Raw genomic sequence first — 19,666 nt, 5'->3', positions numbered from 1 at the left:
GTCGACATACTTTCTCGGGATATTAAATTTTACTTAGTCGCTCTTGAGTTCACCGATGAATCGATAATGATGCCTTTGTCATCCACATCAAGCGCAACTTTGACGCGCATATCATAATCTTTCATCGACTTAAACTCTTCAGGAACAGGCTCGCCGGTTAGCTCAATAAAGGTCAACAATGGCGCAAACATCTTCATATAATCCACAGACATTGCCAGTAAGCCATTATTTGCTACGGTTTCACTTGTCAGTTTATCGGCAACAGCTTCGCCTTTATCACCAAAGTACAACACCAAATGATTGCCTTTAACGGCCATTTTAGCGGTAATATTCATCTCTGGTGGCATAGGTAGTACATCGTTTAGTACCACAGCACTGCCGTCTGTTGGCAATTGAATATCAGCCAATTCAGGGGCAAATGGTTTAACCATATTAAATAACATCGCTGGGTTATCAGCCGACAGTGTCACAACCGCATCTAAGCTTTCAATCTCTGGAGCATCAACATCTTCACTAATTTTATAATCAATAATCGACAGACCTACGCCTTTAACGCCATTAGCCATCCCCGTCATCATGCCAAGCATTGCAGGGCTTTGTTGACTCATCTGTACTTGCATCTCTTGCAGTGGCGCACATTGGTATTGTGGGGTTAGCATCTCATCCCAAATACCCTGTAATGAAGGCACCATTTGGTTAACGTCAATCCCCAACCCAAAGCTAAATACACTGTTATCGATATCTTGCACATAGGCAGGAATATAACCGCGCATCTTTTGATAGGCATCAAGCATTACTTGGTTGTTGCTTTCGAAAACCATTCTGTAGCTTAGCGAGCTTTCGCTATCAGTGATTGCGAGTTCGTCATAACCCGCTACAGTGCGTGGCCAATTAGTTGCAATGGATGATAACTCTTGGCTACAGGTGGCAGATCGAAGTTCTGCAAACGGATCTTCATCTGCCATCGCAAATAACTTTGTCAGTTGGCGAGCCAGTTGATTACCATCGGTACTGGTGAGCGCTGTGATAATTTCTTGATGATTGATATAGCTAATACCCTCATCGGTGAATCCATGCTTTGCTATGATATCTTCAATAATCTTTGCATCAACAATAGAGCGCTCAACTGGCGTGACTCCAAGTGCCGTTTCAAGCAAAGCCGCTTCACTAAACGAGGTATCTATGGTCATGGTTAACATAGAGTTGTTAACTGCAACCACCAAGTTAATCTGTTCCTCATCTGCCGCTTCTGTCAGCGGATAACTGCGATAGTTAACCCCTTTCAGTTGCCCTGCTACATGAGCTAAACCGCTTTCGCCTTCTGCTTTATCCAGTAGCGCCCATATCGCATCAGCATTGGCCACTTCTATTTTAAGTACTGGTAATGCACCTAAGGTGTAAAAGTAGCTACGAATATTTTCAGCTAAGCCAAAAGTACTAATAAACGTTTCGCCATCTTGCATTGCGGCTAAATAGGACTTGGTTAAACTAAGGAAAAACTTCGCTCTAGGATCTTCTTCTGCTTCCCACTCGCCCAAGGAGTTAGCGCCAGATTGCTTATAAGCATCAGATAAGGAGTTGATATAAGACTTAATCGGGAAAGGCTGTAACTGCGCCGAAAATAGCGGCGTGTCAGCTGGAATATATGCCATAACTGCGTTATCACTCGCGGAGACATCAGCAGCTTGTTGACTGTACCAATATCCACCCGCACCCACAGCTACTAACGCAGCAACTAACATCTTATTCATTTAAAAACTCCATTTAATAATTCCATCAATCCACATCTTTTATGCGATTGTTCTATCTTGTCACCATCGCGCAAAAATCATCAAGCAACGACAGTCGAATAAAATTCTTGGTTTATAGTACAGCATTACACGGCGAATTCTATCTACTAGCCGTTTGATTCAATACTAATTTACAGCTGACTTCGACCAAACTCACTCCGCGTTTACATACCAATTGTATTAAAAGTTTGACCATTCAGCGGGAATTCAAAACGCTGCAGGCAAGCAGTGGGATTTGAGCTAATAGTTATTCTCGGCTCTGGCATCCTGCTTCGCTCAACCTCCTAAATCCATTTAGTCGTACATCCAAATCCCATAACGAAGCATACAGCATTTTGCCATTTTTTTACCTCAGCCGCACTACGTGACCCCCTCAGTCTTTCCACTTCTGCTTTGCATTGACTTAAAAGGGAATAACCATTTCCTTACCAATGCGCTTTGAATTGAAAAGACTGAAGGGCTATGAACGGGTCAAATACTTAATGCAATTGGTATTAATCGTTAGCGCAATGAGTCGTGTTATCGCTACACACTATGATTTCGACGAGGGTCTTTGATTAAAGGATTTGTTGAAAAAGGTGACTAGGGAAAGGATAAGCCCCAGATAGCCACATCAGACTATCTGGGGGATAACTCGCTTCGGATAAGCAGGCGCTAGCAAGCCAATCTAAGCACTCAATTAAAGCGCTGAATTTGCGCTAACTGAGCTTGGTTTGTTGGGTTACTGACGGCTCCGTCTGCGACATTTAGATGAATGTTCAAATAGGAGAATATACAATTATCTCGACTATAAAAATCATTCAGTGGAAGACTAAATGCCACTAAACCTAATTAGGTTTGATACGGAACAGCTCCTAAAACCATCTACGGGAACGATGAACTATAGACTAAAAAAAACTGCTGTGCATAACCTTGTGAGTAAAAATGTACAAATATTAAAACAAAAGAACCCAAACCAACTAAAGTCCTTTTATTTCATAACGTTAAAGTATTACCTAGTGTTCAACACACACAGAGCAAAGATACTAAAGTGTACTGCTGTACCACTTAAGTCGACCATAAAAGGCCCTCTTCAACTAGATGACTAAATATCGTAGTGCAGGCCACATTCACGTTTTATACCGTTAAACCTTGTCTCCTCTTCGGTCATACCCAACTCTAGCGGTTTGCTCGAATGAGTATCACCGACAGAGACATAACCTTGATCCCATAACGGATGGTACGGTAGGTCAAACTCGGTAAGGTATTCATGTACCTGCTTGTTACCCCATTCAATAATAGGCAGCACCTTATACCGCTTACCATGAATAGCGAGCACTTGTAGTGCTTCGCGAGTGCTCGACTGCGAGCGTCTAAGCCCTGCAAACCAAGTCCCCACTTCTAACTCTTTCAGCGCACGCTGCATAGGTTCAACTTTGTTGATCTGGTTATAGCGATCCAGTCCATCAATACCTTGCAACCATAAAAAACCAAACTTAGCTTCTTGCCAGGCAGCACTCAACGGCGATGCATAAACTTTAAGATTAAGCGTTAACCGCTCAGTCAGCTCATCGATGAACTTATACGTTTGGCTAAACAGGTAACCGGTATCAGTTAAAATCACTGGTACGTCGGACTGTTTACTACTGACCATATGCAACATGACGGCGGCTTGAATACCAAAGCTAGACGACAGTGCTGCCTTACCAGGTAAATATTCAAGCGCCCAACTAACTCGCTGCTGCGGCGTTAGCTCATCTAGAAATGCGTTTACCCTTTTTAGCTCAATACGCTGCTCTACTACTGGCGCTGAAAGCAAAGCTTTCAGCGCCTCTTTAGAGATAACAGAATCAATCTGTAGCTCAGCCATGGAAATCCTTAGCAGCATCTATCACTGCGGTTACAACACCGCTACGAACGGTGTAGTTACCAAATGTCTCACCGACTTCACGCTCTGAAACATAAAGCGCAAACAGGCTATCTAACTCAGCAAGGATTTCAGCTTCCTGAATATTCTCGCGATACAGTTTATTTAATCGTGTCCCTTCAAAGCTGGCACCTAGATAAAGATTGTAACGACCTGGTGCCTTACCGACTAAACCTATTTCAGCGGCGAATGGACGCGCACAACCGTTAGGGCAACCTGTCATGCGGATCACAATACCTTGATCCAAGAAACCATGCTTATCCTGTAGTGCTTCCACTTTGGTTAAGAAATCAGGGAAGTAACGCTCGGCCTCTGCCATTGCAAGGGCACATGTTGGCAGTGCAACACAGGCAATTGAGTGACCGCGAGTTTCAGTAATAAGCTTACCCATCAACCCGTGTTGTCTTGCTAGCGCTTCAATTTTGTCTTTATCTGCTGCAGGTACGCCAGCAACGATAATATTTTGATTAGAGGTCATGCGGAAATCACCTTGGTGAATTTTTGCAATCTCTCTTAGCCCTGTTTGTAGCGGTTGGCCAGGCAAGTCTTTAACACGCCCACCTTCAATAAATAGAGTTAAGTGCCAGTTATCATCAACGCCCTGCTTCCAACCATAACGGTCTCCGCGGTCACCGATAACGACGTCTCGCTTTGGCTGAAACTTAATACCAGTGCGCTTTTCGACTTCCGCTTTAAACGCGTCATAGCCGTGCTTAACAATCGTGTACTTAAGGCGAGACAGCTTACGATTCTCTCGGTTACCCCAGTCACGTTGTACGGTCATCACAGCTTCGGCAAACTTAAGGGTATCTTCGGCTTTGATGTAACCAAAGTCATCAGCTAAACGTGGGAAAGTGGCAATTTCGCCATGAGTCGATCCCATACCGCCACCAGCAACCATATTAAAACCAACTAACTCGCCCGCTTCGGCAACAGCCACAAAGCCTAAATCATTGGTGTAAACATCAACATCGTTATCTGGCGGTACTGCGACAGCCATCTTAAATTTTCGAGGTAGATAAGTCTTACCGTAAACAGGCTCAACCTCTTCACCTTCTGTGGTGACTAACTTCTCATCATCTAACCAGATCTCAGCGTAAGCTTTTGTGTGCGGCAGCATGTTGTCAGACAACTGCTTGGCGTAAGCATAAGCTTGCTGATGTAACTTTGACTCAACCGGATTTGGGTTACACATCACGTTGCGGTTTACATCACCACAAGCTGCAATCGAATCCAATGCTTCACGGTCAAGATCTTGAATAATGGTCTTCAAGTTACGCTTTGGAATACCATGATATTGAAAGGTTTGACGCGTCGTTAAACGAATGCTGTTTGAACTGGTTAGGTTTGAAGCAATATCGTCGACCGCTAACCATTGCTGTGGCGAACACACGCCACCAGCAACGCGAGCGCGCAACATAAAGCTATATAATGGCTCTAGCTTTTGCTCTTTACGTTCATTACGCAGATCACGGTCATCTTGTTGATAGAACCCATGAAACTTAATTAACTGTTGATCACCTTCGCTAAACGCACCCGTTACCGCAGTGTCTAAACCTTCTTGAATGGTGCCACGTAGATAGTCACTGTCGGTCTTTAAATATTCGTTTACTGCTAACTTCTTCTCACTCATAGCAAGATACTCTCTATTATTCTTTTATATTTGCTGCTGGTAAATCAGTTACCAGCGCCTCATCAATGCGTTCTGTTTGCTCAAATAGAGATCAATAAACGTCTTTTTGGTAACGCTTTGCTGCTCGCAAGGTCTCAAGGTACTCTTCAGCTTGCTCAATGGTTTTTCCACCAAACTTCACCGCTACATCTAACAGTGCTTGGTGTACATCTTTCGCCATGCGCTCTGCGTCACCACAAATATAGAAATGCGCACCATTTTCTAACCACTGCCACAAAGCTTCACCCTGCTCAGCAATCTTATGTTGTACATACACTTTATGTTCTTGATCACGAGAGAAAGCTAAATCGATGCGCGAAAGCTCACCGCTTTGCAGATACTGCTGCCACTCTGTTTGATACAAGAAATCTTGCTCAAAGTGAGGGTTACCAAATATCAGCCATGCGTTGCCTGCTATCCCGTCAGCTGAGCGCTGCTGCATAAATGCTCTAAACGGTGCCACGCCGGTTCCTGGGCCAACCATGATGACTGGTGTTTCTGGGTTTTCAGGTAAACGGAAGTGATTGTTCGGTTCAACATAAACTTGTAGCTGTTGTCCCTCTTCTGCACTTGCGAGGAACTGAGAAGCGCCGCCAAAACGGGCAACACCATCACGCTCATCTTCAACAAGTGCGACCGTCAGGTGCACTTCAGATTCCACTTCAGCTTGGCTAGAGGCAATGGAGTAGAGTCTTGGCGTGATACCACGAAGCAAGCCTACTAGCTGCTCAGCATTCACGGTTGCGGGATGTTGACGCACTAAATCAGCCACTTGGTTATTATTGATATATTCACGAACCAGCGCTTTGTCGCTACTGAGGTCAAGCAATGCCTGACTTTGACTGAGCTCTGCCCAGCCTGTTACCAGTCCTGGGTAAAGTTGCGTTAGCTCTTTCTTATTCAGCAGTGCTTCACGCAAACTTAAACTGTCGCTGCCTAAGGTCACTTGCTCATCACCGTTAAGGCTCAAGCTTTCAAGTAATTCATTAACCAGCTGCTCGCTGTTGGTAAACCACACACCAAGTGCATCACCCGCTTGATAACTAATACCCGATTCACCCAGTTCAATTTCAACGTGGCGTACATCGCGGTCGGAGTCACGGCCGGTTAGCTTTTGGCTTGCTAACAATTCAGCGGTGTAAGGCTTTTGCTTAGTAAAGCTTGCTGTTGCAGATGATGTGCCGCCGATTGAAACCACGCTAGCGCCCGCACTGCTGATTAATGGCTTAACGGCCTCCAGTACGCTCTCTTGCCAAGTTGCTGCAGACTCTTCGTAATCAACATCACACTCAATAAGCGGTGAAATAGCAGTCGCACCGAGCGCTGCTAAGCGAGCATCAAAGTCTTTACCTGTCTGGCAGAAAAACTCATAGCTTGAATCGCCTAATGCCAATATAGAGTAATTAAGGTTATCTAACTTAGGTGCACGCTTCGATGACAAGAATTTATGCAGTTCAATAGCATCGTCTGGTGCATCACCTTCACCGTGTGTGCTAACAACCAACAGCAGCAGTGTTTCTTGCTTTAACTGACGTGCTTTGTAATCGCCCATTGAAACCAAGTTAACGGCATAACCTTGCGCTTGTGCTTTCTCAGCAAGCTCAGTGGCAACACCACGACCGTTTCCAGTCTGGCTACCATATAAAATGGTAATCGTTTGCTCTGCACTCGCTTGTGGTACAGCGGATGTTCCTTGCTCTGATGTAGCAGCGAGATAACCACTTACCCACGCAAGTTGAACGGCACTCAGTTCAGCAGTTAGCTGTTTTAACTTATCGACCTGCCCAGAAGACAAAGGTGATGCGAGTGATGAAAGCTCTTTTAACAACATTAGGACGGCCCAGTATCAGTATAATGTTGGCAAGCTTAGCCTCTCACTTGAAAAGTAAAAAAGAATAAAAGATGATTTTTAATTCCATTTTGGAATATACAAAGCTCGAAAATTAAGCTACAAAAGTAACTGACATTTGAATGAATTCACTTTTGGTGGGCTTGATGACAGCAAACTTCTATCTAAAAGTGTGGCCTAGCGCAAAATTTTCAGTCTGACCAGTACCAGAAACACGATATTGAAAAATATGCACTTGTGTCTAAATTCAGAGTCGCCACAATATGCAGCCTTACAAATAAAAAATGACATCTGTCCCTACGAATGTCCTCAACTGAGAGGTTAACCTTTGTGAAGTTAGGTATCCCCAAAGAAAGTCACGCAGGAGAAAGTCGAGTTGCACTTATTCCAGCCAATGTGGCCCGACTCCTAAAAAAGAATGTGCAAGTGCTGGTTGAAACCAATGCAGGAAGTAAAGCCGGGTTTACCGATGAAGATTATATCGCAGCAGGCGCAACAGTCGCCTCCCGCGAACAAGTCTTAGGTGATGCCGATGTAATTACTGTTGTTAACGCCAAAGGCGAGCAGCTTGCAGAGCTCAAAACCAGCATTAAACCAGAGCAGATTGTCATCGGTATGATGGATCCTCTGGCGCAACCAGAGAATGCTCAAGCCATTGCAGAGACAGGTGCTACAGCGATTGCACTTGAGCTTGTACCGCGTATTACGCGTGCGCAAAGCATGGACATCCTCTCGTCAATGGCCACGATTGCAGGTTATAAAGCTGTGCTACTGGCTGCCCATAAAGCACCACGTTTATTCCCAATGATGATGACAGCAGCAGGTACCCTCAAACCTGCACGCGCTTTCATTATGGGTGTCGGCGTTGCAGGCCTTCAAGCTTGTGCAACCGCCAAGCGTTTAGGCGCGGTAGTTGAAGCTTATGATATTCGCCCTGCAGCCCGTGAGCAGATCATCTCAGTCGGTGCCAAACCGGTAGAGCTCGATTTAGAAACTGAGAATACCGAAACCAAAGGTGGTTATGCCGCCGAGCAAAGTGATGACTTCTTAAAACGTCAACAGCAAGCAATGGCCAACGTTTTAGCCCAGCAAGATATCGTTATCACCACGGCTGCTATTCCAGGCCGAAAAGCACCTATCTTGATCACTAAAGAGATGGTTGATGGCATGAAAAGTGGCACTATCATCGTTGATCTTGCCGCTGAAACTGGCGGTAACTGTGAACTAACAGAAGTTGATAAAGAGGTGGTTTACAAAGGTGTGACCATTCTAGGTCCATCAAATGTGCCTGGCAGCGCGGCTAATCATGCTAGCCAAATGTACGGCACTAACATTGAAAACCTACTTAAACTGATTGTCGACAACGATGGTGTATTACATCTCGACTTCGACGATGAGATTGTTAATGACACTGTTGTGGCGCACAAAGGCGAAGTGGCAAGTGCGCGTCTACGCGATCTTTTAGGACTACCAGCGCAGGAACCAACACCTGAAGCTGCTACACCGGAGGCTAAATAAATGGAAATTTTACTTTTACTGACCCTATTTATGGTCGCGGTTTTCCTCGGCGTCGAGATGATCACCAAAGTACCGCCAACACTGCATACACCATTGATGTCGGGCTCAAATGCGATCTCAGGGATCTCGTTAGTGGGCGCACTGTTGTCAGCAGGTTCTGGCGCTGGAATTTGGGTCAATGTGTTTGGTTTTATCGCCGTGGTACTTGCCACAATTAATGTTGTTGGTGGCTACATGGTTACTAACCGCATGCTAGCTATGTTCAAAAGGAAATAAGCCACTATGAGTACGACGATTATTTATCTCGCCTATTTGGTGGCTGCGAGCTTATTTATCTTAGGGATAAAAGGCCTAACCAAGCCCCGTACGGCAGTACGAGGTAACCAACTTTCAGCACTGGGTATGTTCATCGCTGTAGTAGTCACCTTGTTAGATCAAAGCATTTTAAGCTATGAGTGGATCATTGCCGGTGTGTTACTCGGTGGTACCATTGGTGCCGTTATGGCGACCAAGATCCAAGTGACTTCAATGCCACAAATGGTTGCGATGCTAAACGGTTTTGGTGGCGGCGCGTCACTTTTTATTGCACTCGCTAACTTCCTTGACCCAGAGTCAGCCACTCACACCGTTGCACTCGTATCCATTAGCGCAACAGTGATTATTGGTGCAGTGACGCTTTCAGGTTCATTTATCGCCTTTGCTAAGCTGCAGGAGCTTATCTCAGGTAACCCGATAAAGGTGCCAGGCAATAAAATCTTCAATGCTTTGCTACTGATAAGCGCTGTTGGTTTAGCCATTGCTATTGTGATGGATCCAAGCAACATCAACCTTATCTACGCACTGGTTGCTGTATCTCTGGTACTCGGTTTATTGTTAGTCATCCCTATTGGCGGCGCAGACATGCCAGTTGTTATTGCACTGCTTAACTCATACTCAGGTATTGCAGCGGCGACCACTGGTTTTATTACCGGCAATACAGTATTGATTATATCGGGTTCACTGGTTGGCGCATCAGGTATTATTCTGACGCAGATCATGTGTAAAGCGATGAACCGCTCACTATTTAACGTGCTATTTGGCGTGATGGCAGAAGGCGGCGAAACGGTCGATGCAGATGAAGTCTATGCCGGTAAAGTCACCTCTTCATCACCTGAAGAAGTTGCCATGCTACTAGAAACCGCTGAGCGCGTTGTGATTGTGCCAGGTTACGGTTTAGCCATGGCGCAAGCACAACATGCAGTGCGCGAACTAGCGTCAGTATTGGAAGCGCGTGGCACCAATGTGCTTTACGCTATCCACCCAGTCGCAGGTCGTATGCCTGGGCACATGAACGTGTTACTAGCAGAAGCTGAAGTGCCTTACGAGCAGTTAATCGAGATGGACGAGATTAACCCGCAGTTTGAGCAGACTGACGTAGCGATTGTGATTGGTGCCAATGATGTTACCAACCCAATGGCACGCGAAGATAAAGGTAGCCCAATTTATGGTATGCCAATTCTTAACGTCGACAAAGCTAGAACGGTCGTAGTCGTCAAGCGTTCACTTAGCCCTGGTTTTGCTGGCTTGCCTAACCCGCTTTTTGCAATGGATAACTCAGTCATGTTGTTTGGCGATGGTAAAAAAGCCATTGTTGAGTTAACTCAAAGCTTGAAAGAAGCTGACTAAGGCAATATACAAATCTAAAAAGACCGCATTCGCGGTCTTTTTTTTAATCATAAATTTATCTTGATTTGTTAAACTTATGTATAAAATCAGACTTGAAAGTCAATTTTACTTATACTGCATAAAACAGATACTGCGCTTATACCCGTGCTACCTGAAGCTGCAGGATTCAGTGGGAATTTAATAGGCTTTAATCGCAGGTTAATTGCGCCATGCTGAACCTAAGCACCTACATCCATGTAGGCGAGGCATTGATTGCCATTAATGGTCGTTCCCTGAGTAAAATCAATAACACAGAGTAAAGTCCATGCTTTTTAAATAAGAAGAATAATATGAAACCAAATTTCATTTCCACGCTCTCTGTCAGCTTGATGCTGCTCACCCCTTTAAGTGCTGTTCAGGCCAATGATGAGCCAGTTAAAACCGCTCCAGTGACTAATGAAGCTGCCCAGCAACCAGCAACATATCAATGGAGTGATAACTGGGGCATAGGTATTGGTATGCGCCGCGGTGATATTCCTTATGCCACCGAAAAAGATGAGGTGTATGACACACTGCCACTTATCTATTTTCAAAATGACTATTTCTACATAAACGGTATGGAAGCCGCAGGGCATATTTGGAAAAACGATAACCATCAAGTAAACCTTTATACCCGCTTCCGTTTTGTTGATATCCCGCAAGAGTTGCAAAATGACACCCAATCTCAAGCTTTCGATTTCGGACTACAGTACCGCTTTGTTAAAGATCAGTGGGATGTCGACTTGGCCTTTTTATCTGATTCGCACAAGCGCAGCTATGGTTATAGCCGAACCCAATACCTTTGGGAGTCTGAAGACTGGCGCTTAATACCCTACGCCGAGTTCCAATGGAAAAGTGCTGACTTTAATCAGTTCTATTACGGCTTAGATCAATATGATGTTGGCGGTGGCGTGAGCTTTAATGCCGGTGTTAAAGCACGTTACCATGTGATTAGTAATCTATATCTACTCGGCCAATTCGGTGTTGGCCGCTTAGAAGATGATGTTTATAACCTGCCCACTATTAACAACCGTTTTCAGTATGAGTCCTTCTTTGGTTTCGGCTTTTTCCCCGAGTCAAAGAAAAAGAGTTACTCAGCTAAACCTGTCATAACTAAACAGGAAAAGCCGACTGAATACCTGCGTATAGCCCACGGTTGGGCAACGCCATCAAATCTGAATGCCATACTCAAGTGGCAGACCAAAACCGATCCTTACAACAACCAGATGACCTCGGCATTTTATGGCACACAGTTAACCGATACCTTGTTTACTCTGCCCATCGAAATGTATTTAACCCCTGGGATAGTCTGGCATCATGACTCAGAAGTTCAGAATGATATTGCCGAAGCCATTATCGCAATTAAGGCCTATTACACCTTCCAAATTGGGCCGCGTTTCAGGCTTGGTGTCGCCGAAGGTTTATCTTATGCCAGTAGCGTGACCTATATAGAATCGAGCGAGCTTGCAGAGAAAGATTACAAACCATCGAAGCTACTTAACTACTTAGATTTCTCTTTAGATGTCAATGTCGGTGATATTTTCAATTCACGCGATATGGAAAACCTCTGGTTTGGTTACAGTATCCATCACCGCTCCGGCATTTTTGAATCAAGCTCAGCTTTTGGCCGCATTAGTGGTGGCAGTAACTATCAATCACTCTACCTGCAATGGCATTTCTAAACGTTTTTTATAATTAAAAAAGGCCGCATAATGCGGCCTTTTTCTCTTTATAAGCTTTGCCTTTTACCGAGAAACCTTCACTTCAGGCGAGTTAAGCAGTGCCAAAATAGGATTAGCAGACATAACCCGTGCTTTAAGCGATAAACCGATTATGAGGCCTGCGATAAAGCCACCAATGTGCGCCCAATAAGCAACTCCGCCCTCGGCCGCCCATGCGCCAAAAAGGTTTATCAATAACCAAATAGCAAAAAATACCATTGGCGATAACTTCTTTTGGTAGATAACAAACATAAAGGTGAGGCTGGCATGCCTAAACCACAACAGGTACATGCCAAATAACCCTGCTATAGCACCACTTGCACCAACCATAAAGATAGCTGAAGTTGGGTCTGACGCTATTTGCGCGAATGCAGCGGCAAAACCACATAGAAGATACACAGCCAAAAAGCGTGAATGACCAATTGCATCCTCTAAATTGTCACCCACCACATAGAGAAAATACATATTACCTAGCAGATGGATAATATCGCCATGCAAGAACATATGGCTTAGCAACGGCATCACCTGCTGACCTTGCATCACTAACGAAGGCTGCATCGCAAAATGATCGAACACCCACACTGTTGCCGGTTCGCTATAACCATAAGCAAAGAAGATGATGATATTTAACGCCAGCAAAGCATAAGTAACCCACGGCTTAGTCTTGGTTTTGAGGTTATACTCAATAGGCATCTGCAATAGAAATTGAAACAGCCAAGTTTTAACGCTGGTTTTCTGATTAAGTAGCTCTAATGCCGCTCTTACTCTAGGAGATTGCACTACCTTTTCACGTTCATGCTCATCAATCCAAACACCAGTGCAAGAGTGGCAGACATCGACCTCTATCTGAAAGTCGTCCATCAAATAATAGTGCTGCATATTACATTGGCAGTGGCTGCATTTTCGAGATGATACACCTAGATTCTCACCTAAAGCGTTTTCGATGCCAACATTGCTATTGCCATTATCAGCGACAGACAGCGCGCCATTGAGCTCACCACTATCAAACCAAATTCCGCCGCATTGAGTACAGCTATCCACTTCTTGACCATGAAAGTCAAACACTCGCATCGCTTGGCTGTTACAGCCTGGGCAGATGATTGTCATTTTATATCCTTATTCGACAGTAATATCAGCAGCTTTTAGCTCAATAGCTAATGCTTGGTAGTTATCTTTTAACATTGGCAGGGTTGATTCAGATACCCCTTTGGTTAACTCTTTAAGTTTTTTTGCGCCAAATTTGGCACCGTAAAATCGCGTTTCCATTTTGGAAATAATATCGGCAGATGCCATATAAAAACGCCGCGTCTCGGTTAAGATCTGTGTTGGCGTTTCTAGCGTATTGGCGGAGTAACGCATATTCTCCCAAACAAAGGTGGCCATATTGGGGTGAATACTCTTTAAATCATAAGGAGAGCTTTTTGCTACTGTATCTGCGTATTCATTGATAATGGTCACGTTGTCATTCACTTCATCATAAAGCGCATGTCGCAGATAATAATTATTCTGTTTGTTAGATAATTCATCAAAAACGATAGCTTGTGATAAGCCTTCTTGAGCCGCGAGGTAGACACCGACAATGGTGGCAATGATCATAAATACTTGGCTAATCCAGAAACTAGTCTTTACTAACTCTTGATTATCTAATTTGGGGAAGCGCTTTATAGGTTCTGCAGCAGCGCTGACCTGAGGTTTGACATCCATTTCTTGCATTACTCCTTGATGCTGAATATTTAATTCATAACTCTTAAAATCTAGAACGCCGCAAGCATATACAAAAACAACTTTGCTCGCTATAACCTGTAAGTGTTTTTTAGAGCTGTATTCAATAGTATTTGGTACTCAATATACAAGAATATAGCGACCATTCTCATCATCAACTAAAACGATAAATTCCACTTGCTTATCGTTCATTTATGCATCAAGATTGGCAATCGAAACTTTAGTCAATATAAGTGAATTTAAATGCTACACACAGCAGCTATGGAGCTAACGTCACCTTTTATCGAAAACAGAAAAGAGACGCTAATTGATACTAATAGCCACTGGATAAAACTCACTAATGCGCAGCGATTTGCCTTTTATACCTTAGCGAAATTGGGCTACCAACTTTTGTTTGTTCGTAATGCGAATAATTGCAGCACTGCCGTTGCCAGCCAAGACAATAAACTCGCAACAATAGATGATGAAGGTGAGATTAATTTTAATCCAAGTATCGTACTAAGAGAGCAGAAATAGCCTTATTCAGTAACCCCCTACACAAGCTGCTTCTGACTAAACAACAACACTGCACTTCGCCCCAGTAACATATCAATCATTGATGGCCCATGCTCACCAAGCTCCGCAGATGCCTTAGCGTTAAGCGAACCTAATGTTTTATATTGCGCAGAATCCAACTGGCTAGAACCGCAGATAGAGAAAAACAGCTTAACGATACCGCTAAATGTTGGCGACTCTAGCGCTCTAAGCCAAGAGGTTCGCAATGCATCACGGCAACTAAAATCTAAGTGTTCCATAAGTAAACTTGCAAATTTGGGTTCGAGTTGGATTAAGAAGTCCGACTTATGAGGGAAATGATGGCTAATACCGGTACGGCTGATGCCAGTTGCTTCAGACAAGCTTGAGTAGGACATAACGTCATAACCCATTTCTAGGATCTGCTTCTGCGCTTCAATTAAGATCTGCTCGATAGTGTGCTTAGTTTCAGCTTTTGAACGCTTTGGCATAATACTTCCCGTTGGCTTTGTGCAATTGATCTCACTCTATCAAAAGCATGCTGCTGAAACTCGCATCTTGTGTAGCAATCTGACTGGTGTTCAGCTTAGGTTCAGCTAAAAATGGTTGCTATGCTCACTATGGTTGGGCTTTATCAGCAGATTTGCAGGTATTAGAACGTTGGGATCAAGTTAGCTTAATGCAGCCTCACTTTTGCGCCAAGATTGGTTGGCCTTTGAATGAAGACTAATTGCATTTTTAACTGGTGTTACCAAGCAACCTGTTTGAATTTGTAGGCTCATGGCTATTAATCGCCTCCAGCGGGGTATGTGCAGACACTGCTGAAGCACGCTTCAAGTACGTCCATGTAAGCTCAGCGAAAACATCAGACCTCCATGGACGGGGGGAATGCCAAATTATGTATGGAACAGAATTGGCCATGTTTTCGACGGCTTCAGCCGTATCTACACTGGTTAACTGGTGTTTAAATTTATACCCTTGCGGTTTGAAGCTTAACGCGGAAATGCGTCAAAATCATTTTCACTGATAAAACTGGTCAGTAGCACAATTAAAGCTTTGGGCTTATAAAAGCTAATGTAGGATGCAAGATCCAAGACCTGCCCCCGAATTATCATATAGGCTGGAGCCTAGTGACTTTTCTTCCAGCGTGAACATTGCACTTTATGCAATGATGGCAGTTCTTTGTTTCACTCAGGCAGTGAAACTAGGAATCAGTTCTTTCTATGTTACAACTCATTGTTGATACAAGGTTTTACTGTTAGTCTTGAGTGATTAAAATACTGGCGACCTGTTCTTATTAAGACCGTTCTTATTCGGAATTCAGCCTAATATACTGTTATATGCCTAAGGGAACTATGCGTAGAATTCAACTTTTAGCACTTATTTCAATATGTTTATTTTGTAATTTCGCAAAAGCTATTGAACTATGCGTTAACGAAATAGAATTGGATATTGATAAACCTCTTTTAGATAAATCCCTTGGTAAAGTAGCTGTATACGCTGACGAAATTTACGGTAAAAGTTGTTTGGTTTGCGCTGAGGTTTTAGAACTCGATAAAGACAGAATTGAGTTTCATATAACAAGCCCAACCAATAAAGATGTAATTCTAAATACCTCTGCAACTATTGCCATAGCATTGCCAAGTGGTAAGGTTCTAGATAAAAAGTTGTATCATAGTTGCAAAGTACGGGCGGTGGCATCCGGCATATAACAAGTCATTAAAGCAGGACAAAAAACAGTTGGTTTTTGCTCCTGCGTCGCTTATTTTAACCAACTATTTTTTGCCTCTTAATGGGGCGTTATACAGCAAGGAACTATGAGCGAAATATTCAAACAAAATAGTATTAATTTAGCCATTTCAACTATAGCTATTTTATCTGGTTACTACTTCGAGCTAGGTGGTGCCTTGTTTTGGTTTGGCGGGCTTTTAGTAATCCCTGCAATTGCTATTTGGTTTCAGTTTAAGTTCGCACTTGGCAGTTTTCTGTTACGACTCAGTATTGCTGTTTTACCTTGGTTGGCTCTGTGTCTTACTGGTTTATTATGGGCATCAAAAACAGAACATGATGGTCAACGAACCATGAATATGTTCTTTTTTGAAATGCCTTTATATTCTGTTGTTGCTGGGGTTGTTGTAGTCACGGCATGCTTTTTCTTTCAAAAAACTAAAGCTCAGAGTTAGTTGCTGTATAACAAGTTACTCAAAAGGACGCAAACGCTTGGCTTGCGCTCCTTCGTCGCTAATTTTAGCCAAGCATTTATGCGCCCATTAGTAAGGCGTTACCGCATATCCTTTTGCCATACTTTCCCTAATGAAACTCAACCCCCAAGCGCTTTAACTCTAACAAGGTTTTGTCCCAAAACAAGTTAGTCATAATGACTCAATGCATATTATGCTTGCGTGTAGCCATATTAATGATGGTCTTTGCATATCAACGTAAGGGTCTATTATATAGAGCTTTATAGCAGCACTAGTCTCAATGATTCTAATTTTGGATTAATGCTATTTGCATCTATAGTCTTTATACATAACCATAGCGCAATATTTGGCTAGCTCATCTTCTTTATTTTTCTCTAATTTAACCCTTTGCTGCTCAGCTACTATTGCTTGAGTGTTTTGAAGTACTAAATCCATTTTTCTTTTATTTTCAACTTGAAAAATACATTAGCCAGCCATTATTAATCAAAAACATAGCAGACTCTCACCAAGTATATCTATGACGGCTTGGTTCCTCGCCTCTAATCTTCGCCCAACACACTAATAGGCTATGCGAAGTAGGCCCTAAGAACGTAAAACAGACACGTATAGTTAGTTTTTCGGTAAGGAAGGTTAACTCTGTCAATTTGACTGAGGAACGATGTGGTAAGTGACGATTTGAATTTAGCTGGTGGGAATATACCGACAACTACTTGAGAAGTGTCGCCTTCGTTTATTCAAATGCTCACAGTAGTGACTAAACTCTTGCAATGTGCCTACAGGACCATGAAACAGTTGGCCAAATTCAGTGACGATTTTTATCCAGTTTGCTGTCGGGATATTTAGCCGGTCAAGTATGCCACTAGCCTTTGAATCGATGGCCCCATGTTTGTCATCTCGAATGGCTCGGCCTGTCTCATCTACCAATACAAGGTAGTCTTGCAGTGAGAAAACTATACCTTTGGGTTGATTAGCGCGTTCATTACCAACAAACGATAAAAGACTTTTGGGTTGTTCACCTGATAGTGCAGCTTTCACTCTGAGCTTGATACTAGTGAAATCTGATTGCTCGGGTGTACTAGCCATTTGAGCTCGAATCGGGTTGAGCTCCACATAGGCCATGCAAGCCAATACTGCAGCCTCATCCAGTAAAGCTTGAGACTTAAACCGCCCTTCCCAGAAATGGCCTGTGCAATTGTCTTCTAGGTTGGCTTGTCTCGCAATAGGCTCATTGAGGCACCGCATAAACCAACTAATATCACTTAGCCTTGAGCGATAGGTCGCTATTAGATGTTTAAGCTGGGTAACAGCATACTCTTCAATCACTTCGCCCTTGGCAAATTTCTGTGTTAGCACTGTGCCATTAAATAGCTTATGCCATTGCAACACCACATCTCTATCTGACCAGGCATTAACCTGTCCTACGTCAACGTGCAGCACAAGATGAAGGTGATTACTCATCACAGCATAGGCCGCAACATCTATCGAAAATACCTCTGTTAGCTTCAATATTTGCTTTTCAACCCAATCACGGCGGTGATCATAGTTCTTACCTGTATATTTGTCATTACCACACAGAAAGGCCCGCCGCACTACACGACTGCAACAATGATAATAAGCGGTATCTTCCAAACTAATGTGGGTTCGTCTTGGCCTTGGCATGCAACCTCCTTGTTAAATGCTCAAATCAAGCATAGTAGCAGGTCATCATTTAGGCCATTAACCATGGCTGTCTCGATGTTTTAGGTTCCGTTTCGCTACACATTTAAGCCAACTATTACTAATCCTCATTAGTCCTGAAGACACTGCTTATTGTCATTGCTCTAGTCGCATTGATACACAATGGCTGGCTTATGTTTTATATCTAAAAACTATAATTGAACGTTACCTCTAGCCCTGTTGTTGAACTGCCTTTTTTCTGTGCAATTTTTTTAACGTTAGAGTATAACCATCGTTGTAGGTTTTCTATGCTACCTGCTAAGAATAGCTCCTTGTTGGGGCATGATTTAACTTGGATATTAGTTGGTTTAGCACCAGATTCAGTATCCTTTAGGTCAAATGTAAGTGTGCACTTACTCGTAATGTTTTCCTTTATTGCAAATGATGGGTACTTGGGTTTTATCATTATTAGTGGGTTAAAGTCATGGTTTAGCTTAATACTTGGGACTATTGAGCTTTGAATTTCGCTAAAATTATCCTCTACACTCCAAATGATCTTTCCTGAAGACGTAACTATAGGTTTTATAATGTAAAGACGACCTTTCTGGGCATAGAAAGATAAAGAGGTGTAACCCTCTTTATCATTGTTTTCTAATAAATATTGATCTTTTGTGGCTATGAGGTAAGTAAAGTTTACGCTGTAAAAACCAGGCCTTAAGTTATTATATTTTTTCTTGTAATCCTCCATATTCTTATCTCTTATATTATTTATAATAGCTATAAATGCTGGTTTTTTCCCTTCAGCTTTATCTTCTGAAATAATTTTTATGCTAGCAGAGTTTATATGGAAGGAACTTTTTTCATCGCTGGGGTTAGAGGTTGATGTGCAGGCTGACAAAAACGTAAGGCAAGCAATTGATAGTATATAGATGTATTTCATATAAATCCCTTTATGTATGTTTCGAGTGCTTTACAGAGGCGAATATATACAATATTAATCGATAGGTATAGGTACAAGACAATTGGGCCGCCATACGCTCAATAATGGTTTGTAAGTATTCTTGCAAGACAATCTGTTGACTAGGATGTGGCAAGATAAGCTCAGTGAGCCAACGTAAATGTTTAAGTGACCAGTTAGCAGTGCCTCTGTAGCTGATGTTGCTTCTGAGTTGCAGTGCTTTTAGTTGGTATTTGGCATATTTTAAGTCCTTCATCGCCGTTTCTTGTGCCCGAGATAAATCCCTGATGGCTTCACCTTCAGGCTCTGGGACATAGATAGCGGTGAGGTCTTAATAAGTGGGGTCAGTGTCTGACGAATCCCCACAAAAAGACAAATAGAAATAATGAGATAGGAAAAATAATAAGGAACATTCATGGCATTTGGTGATCAAATTTATCGCCAAACAAAAATTACCACGAGTAAATGCCATGAATG

Annotated in this window: 16 protein-coding genes and 1 pseudogene; 7 read left to right on the top strand and 10 right to left on the bottom strand. The window is 43.0% G+C overall.

The features are described 5' to 3' along the window. Nucleotides 1-29 precede the first annotated feature (29 nt). The 4 genes from K5R16_RS15340 to K5R16_RS15325 form a co-directional block, all read right to left on the bottom strand. A complete protein-coding gene (locus tag K5R16_RS15340; RefSeq protein ID WP_220738434.1) occupies nucleotides 30-1,751 on the bottom strand; it encodes a hypothetical protein in 1,722 nt (573 codons plus the stop codon). Nucleotides 1,752-2,874: 1,123 nt separating this feature from the next. Then, on the bottom strand, nucleotides 2,875-3,639 hold the full coding sequence (locus K5R16_RS15335; protein WP_220738433.1) for a phosphoadenylyl-sulfate reductase: 765 nt from the start codon (nucleotides 3,637-3,639) through the stop codon (nucleotides 2,875-2,877). Continuing rightward, nucleotides 3,632-5,329 carry an assimilatory sulfite reductase (NADPH) hemoprotein subunit gene (gene cysI / locus K5R16_RS15330; protein ID WP_220738432.1) on the bottom strand — a complete coding sequence of 566 codons (1,698 nt, stop codon included), beginning with the start codon at nucleotides 5,327-5,329 and terminating at the stop codon, nucleotides 3,632-3,634. The genes K5R16_RS15335 and cysI overlap by 8 nt, the downstream gene beginning before the upstream one ends. 91 nt (nucleotides 5,330-5,420) lie before the next feature. Then, nucleotides 5,421-7,199, bottom strand: coding sequence for an assimilatory sulfite reductase (NADPH) flavoprotein subunit (locus K5R16_RS15325; protein ID WP_220738431.1), 1,779 nt, complete (start codon nucleotides 7,197-7,199; stop codon nucleotides 5,421-5,423). 348 nt (nucleotides 7,200-7,547) lie between these two features. Between K5R16_RS15325 and K5R16_RS15320 the strand changes: the two genes are divergently transcribed. The 4 genes from K5R16_RS15320 to K5R16_RS15305 all read left to right on the top strand — a co-directional run bounded on the left by K5R16_RS15320 (nucleotide 7,548) and on the right by K5R16_RS15305 (nucleotide 12,100). Further along, a complete protein-coding gene (locus K5R16_RS15320) occupies nucleotides 7,548-8,735 on the top strand; it encodes a Re/Si-specific NAD(P)(+) transhydrogenase subunit alpha (RefSeq protein ID WP_259649898.1) in 1,188 nt (395 codons plus the stop codon). Continuing rightward, nucleotides 8,736-9,011, top strand: coding sequence for an NAD(P) transhydrogenase subunit alpha (locus tag K5R16_RS15315; protein ID WP_020911038.1), 276 nt, complete (start codon nucleotides 8,736-8,738; stop codon nucleotides 9,009-9,011). It begins immediately after the preceding gene. 6 nt (nucleotides 9,012-9,017) lie between these two features. Next, entirely contained in the window at nucleotides 9,018-10,400 is a 1,383-nt protein-coding gene (locus K5R16_RS15310) for an NAD(P)(+) transhydrogenase (Re/Si-specific) subunit beta (protein WP_220738429.1), read from the top strand. 329 nt (nucleotides 10,401-10,729) lie between these two features. Then, entirely contained in the window at nucleotides 10,730-12,100 is a 1,371-nt protein-coding gene (locus K5R16_RS15305) for a MipA/OmpV family protein (protein ID WP_220738428.1), read from the top strand. Between the two features lie 63 nt (nucleotides 12,101-12,163). Here the strand turns inward: K5R16_RS15305 and K5R16_RS15300 are convergent, their stop codons facing one another. Then, entirely contained in the window at nucleotides 12,164-13,246 is a 1,083-nt protein-coding gene (locus tag K5R16_RS15300; protein WP_220738427.1) for a rhomboid family intramembrane serine protease, read from the bottom strand. A 9-nt stretch (nucleotides 13,247-13,255) separates the two neighbouring features. After that, nucleotides 13,256-13,843, bottom strand: coding sequence for a hypothetical protein (locus tag K5R16_RS15295; RefSeq protein ID WP_220738426.1), 588 nt, complete (start codon nucleotides 13,841-13,843; stop codon nucleotides 13,256-13,258). A gap of 261 nt (nucleotides 13,844-14,104) precedes the next feature. Between K5R16_RS15295 and K5R16_RS15290 the strand changes: the two genes are divergently transcribed. Beyond that, nucleotides 14,105-14,377, top strand: coding sequence for a hypothetical protein (locus K5R16_RS15290; protein ID WP_259649897.1), 273 nt, complete (start codon nucleotides 14,105-14,107; stop codon nucleotides 14,375-14,377). A gap of 17 nt (nucleotides 14,378-14,394) precedes the next feature. Here the strand turns inward: K5R16_RS15290 and K5R16_RS15285 are convergent, their stop codons facing one another. Then, nucleotides 14,395-14,865, bottom strand: coding sequence for a TetR family transcriptional regulator (locus K5R16_RS15285; protein ID WP_220738425.1), 471 nt, complete (start codon nucleotides 14,863-14,865; stop codon nucleotides 14,395-14,397). A gap of 864 nt (nucleotides 14,866-15,729) precedes the next feature. Between K5R16_RS15285 and K5R16_RS15280 the strand changes: the two genes are divergently transcribed. Both K5R16_RS15280 and K5R16_RS15275 read left to right on the top strand, forming a co-directional pair. Next, nucleotides 15,730-16,086 (top strand): hypothetical protein, encoded by a 357-nt coding sequence (locus K5R16_RS15280; protein WP_220738424.1) that lies wholly within the window; start codon nucleotides 15,730-15,732, stop codon nucleotides 16,084-16,086. Between the two features lie 105 nt (nucleotides 16,087-16,191). Then, nucleotides 16,192-16,557, top strand: a complete 366-nt coding sequence (locus K5R16_RS15275) for a hypothetical protein (protein ID WP_220738423.1) — start codon at nucleotides 16,192-16,194, stop codon at nucleotides 16,555-16,557. A 699-nt stretch (nucleotides 16,558-17,256) separates the two neighbouring features. Here K5R16_RS15275 and K5R16_RS15270 read toward each other — a convergent pair. The 3 genes and pseudogenes from K5R16_RS15270 to K5R16_RS15260 form a co-directional block, all read right to left on the bottom strand. Beyond that, nucleotides 17,257-18,234, bottom strand: a complete 978-nt coding sequence (locus tag K5R16_RS15270; RefSeq protein WP_220738422.1) for a transposase — start codon at nucleotides 18,232-18,234, stop codon at nucleotides 17,257-17,259. Between the two features lie 202 nt (nucleotides 18,235-18,436). Continuing rightward, nucleotides 18,437-19,171 (bottom strand): hypothetical protein, encoded by a 735-nt coding sequence (locus tag K5R16_RS15265; protein ID WP_220738421.1) that lies wholly within the window; start codon nucleotides 19,169-19,171, stop codon nucleotides 18,437-18,439. Between the two features lie 88 nt (nucleotides 19,172-19,259). Continuing rightward, nucleotides 19,260-19,520, bottom strand: a pseudogene (locus K5R16_RS15260) (IS110 family transposase); the annotation flags it as partial. Nucleotides 19,521-19,666: the final 146 nt, after the last annotated feature.

It is taken from the genome of Shewanella sp. c952, assembly GCF_019654975.1.
Lineage (GTDB): Bacteria > Pseudomonadota > Gammaproteobacteria > Enterobacterales > Shewanellaceae > Shewanella.
This window is presented reverse-complemented; position numbering and strand designations above follow the sequence as displayed.

Coding starts and splice junctions, on each gene's coding strand:
- K5R16_RS15305 (WP_220738428.1), top strand. CDS start 10,730: ATGAAACCAAATTTCATTTCCACGCTCTCTGTCAGCTTGATGCTGCTC.
- K5R16_RS15275 (WP_220738423.1), top strand. CDS start 16,192: ATGAGCGAAATATTCAAACAAAATAGTATTAATTTAGCCATTTCAACT.
- K5R16_RS15310 (WP_220738429.1), top strand. CDS start 9,018: ATGAGTACGACGATTATTTATCTCGCCTATTTGGTGGCTGCGAGCTTA.
- K5R16_RS15295 (WP_220738426.1), bottom strand. CDS start 13,843: ATGGATGTCAAACCTCAGGTCAGCGCTGCTGCAGAACCTATAAAGCGC.
- K5R16_RS15270 (WP_220738422.1), bottom strand. CDS start 18,234: ATGCCAAGGCCAAGACGAACCCACATTAGTTTGGAAGATACCGCTTAT.
- K5R16_RS15315 (WP_020911038.1), top strand. CDS start 8,736: ATGGAAATTTTACTTTTACTGACCCTATTTATGGTCGCGGTTTTCCTC.
- K5R16_RS15265 (WP_220738421.1), bottom strand. CDS start 19,171: ATGAAATACATCTATATACTATCAATTGCTTGCCTTACGTTTTTGTCA.
- K5R16_RS15335 (WP_220738433.1), bottom strand. CDS start 3,639: ATGGCTGAGCTACAGATTGATTCTGTTATCTCTAAAGAGGCGCTGAAA.
- cysI (WP_220738432.1), bottom strand. CDS start 5,329: ATGAGTGAGAAGAAGTTAGCAGTAAACGAATATTTAAAGACCGACAGT.
- K5R16_RS15285 (WP_220738425.1), bottom strand. CDS start 14,865: ATGCCAAAGCGTTCAAAAGCTGAAACTAAGCACACTATCGAGCAGATC.
- K5R16_RS15300 (WP_220738427.1), bottom strand. CDS start 13,246: ATGACAATCATCTGCCCAGGCTGTAACAGCCAAGCGATGCGAGTGTTT.
- K5R16_RS15325 (WP_220738431.1), bottom strand. CDS start 7,199: ATGTTGTTAAAAGAGCTTTCATCACTCGCATCACCTTTGTCTTCTGGG.
- K5R16_RS15340 (WP_220738434.1), bottom strand. CDS start 1,751: ATGAATAAGATGTTAGTTGCTGCGTTAGTAGCTGTGGGTGCGGGTGGA.
- K5R16_RS15280 (WP_220738424.1), top strand. CDS start 15,730: ATGCGTAGAATTCAACTTTTAGCACTTATTTCAATATGTTTATTTTGT.
- K5R16_RS15290 (WP_259649897.1), top strand. CDS start 14,105: ATGCTACACACAGCAGCTATGGAGCTAACGTCACCTTTTATCGAAAAC.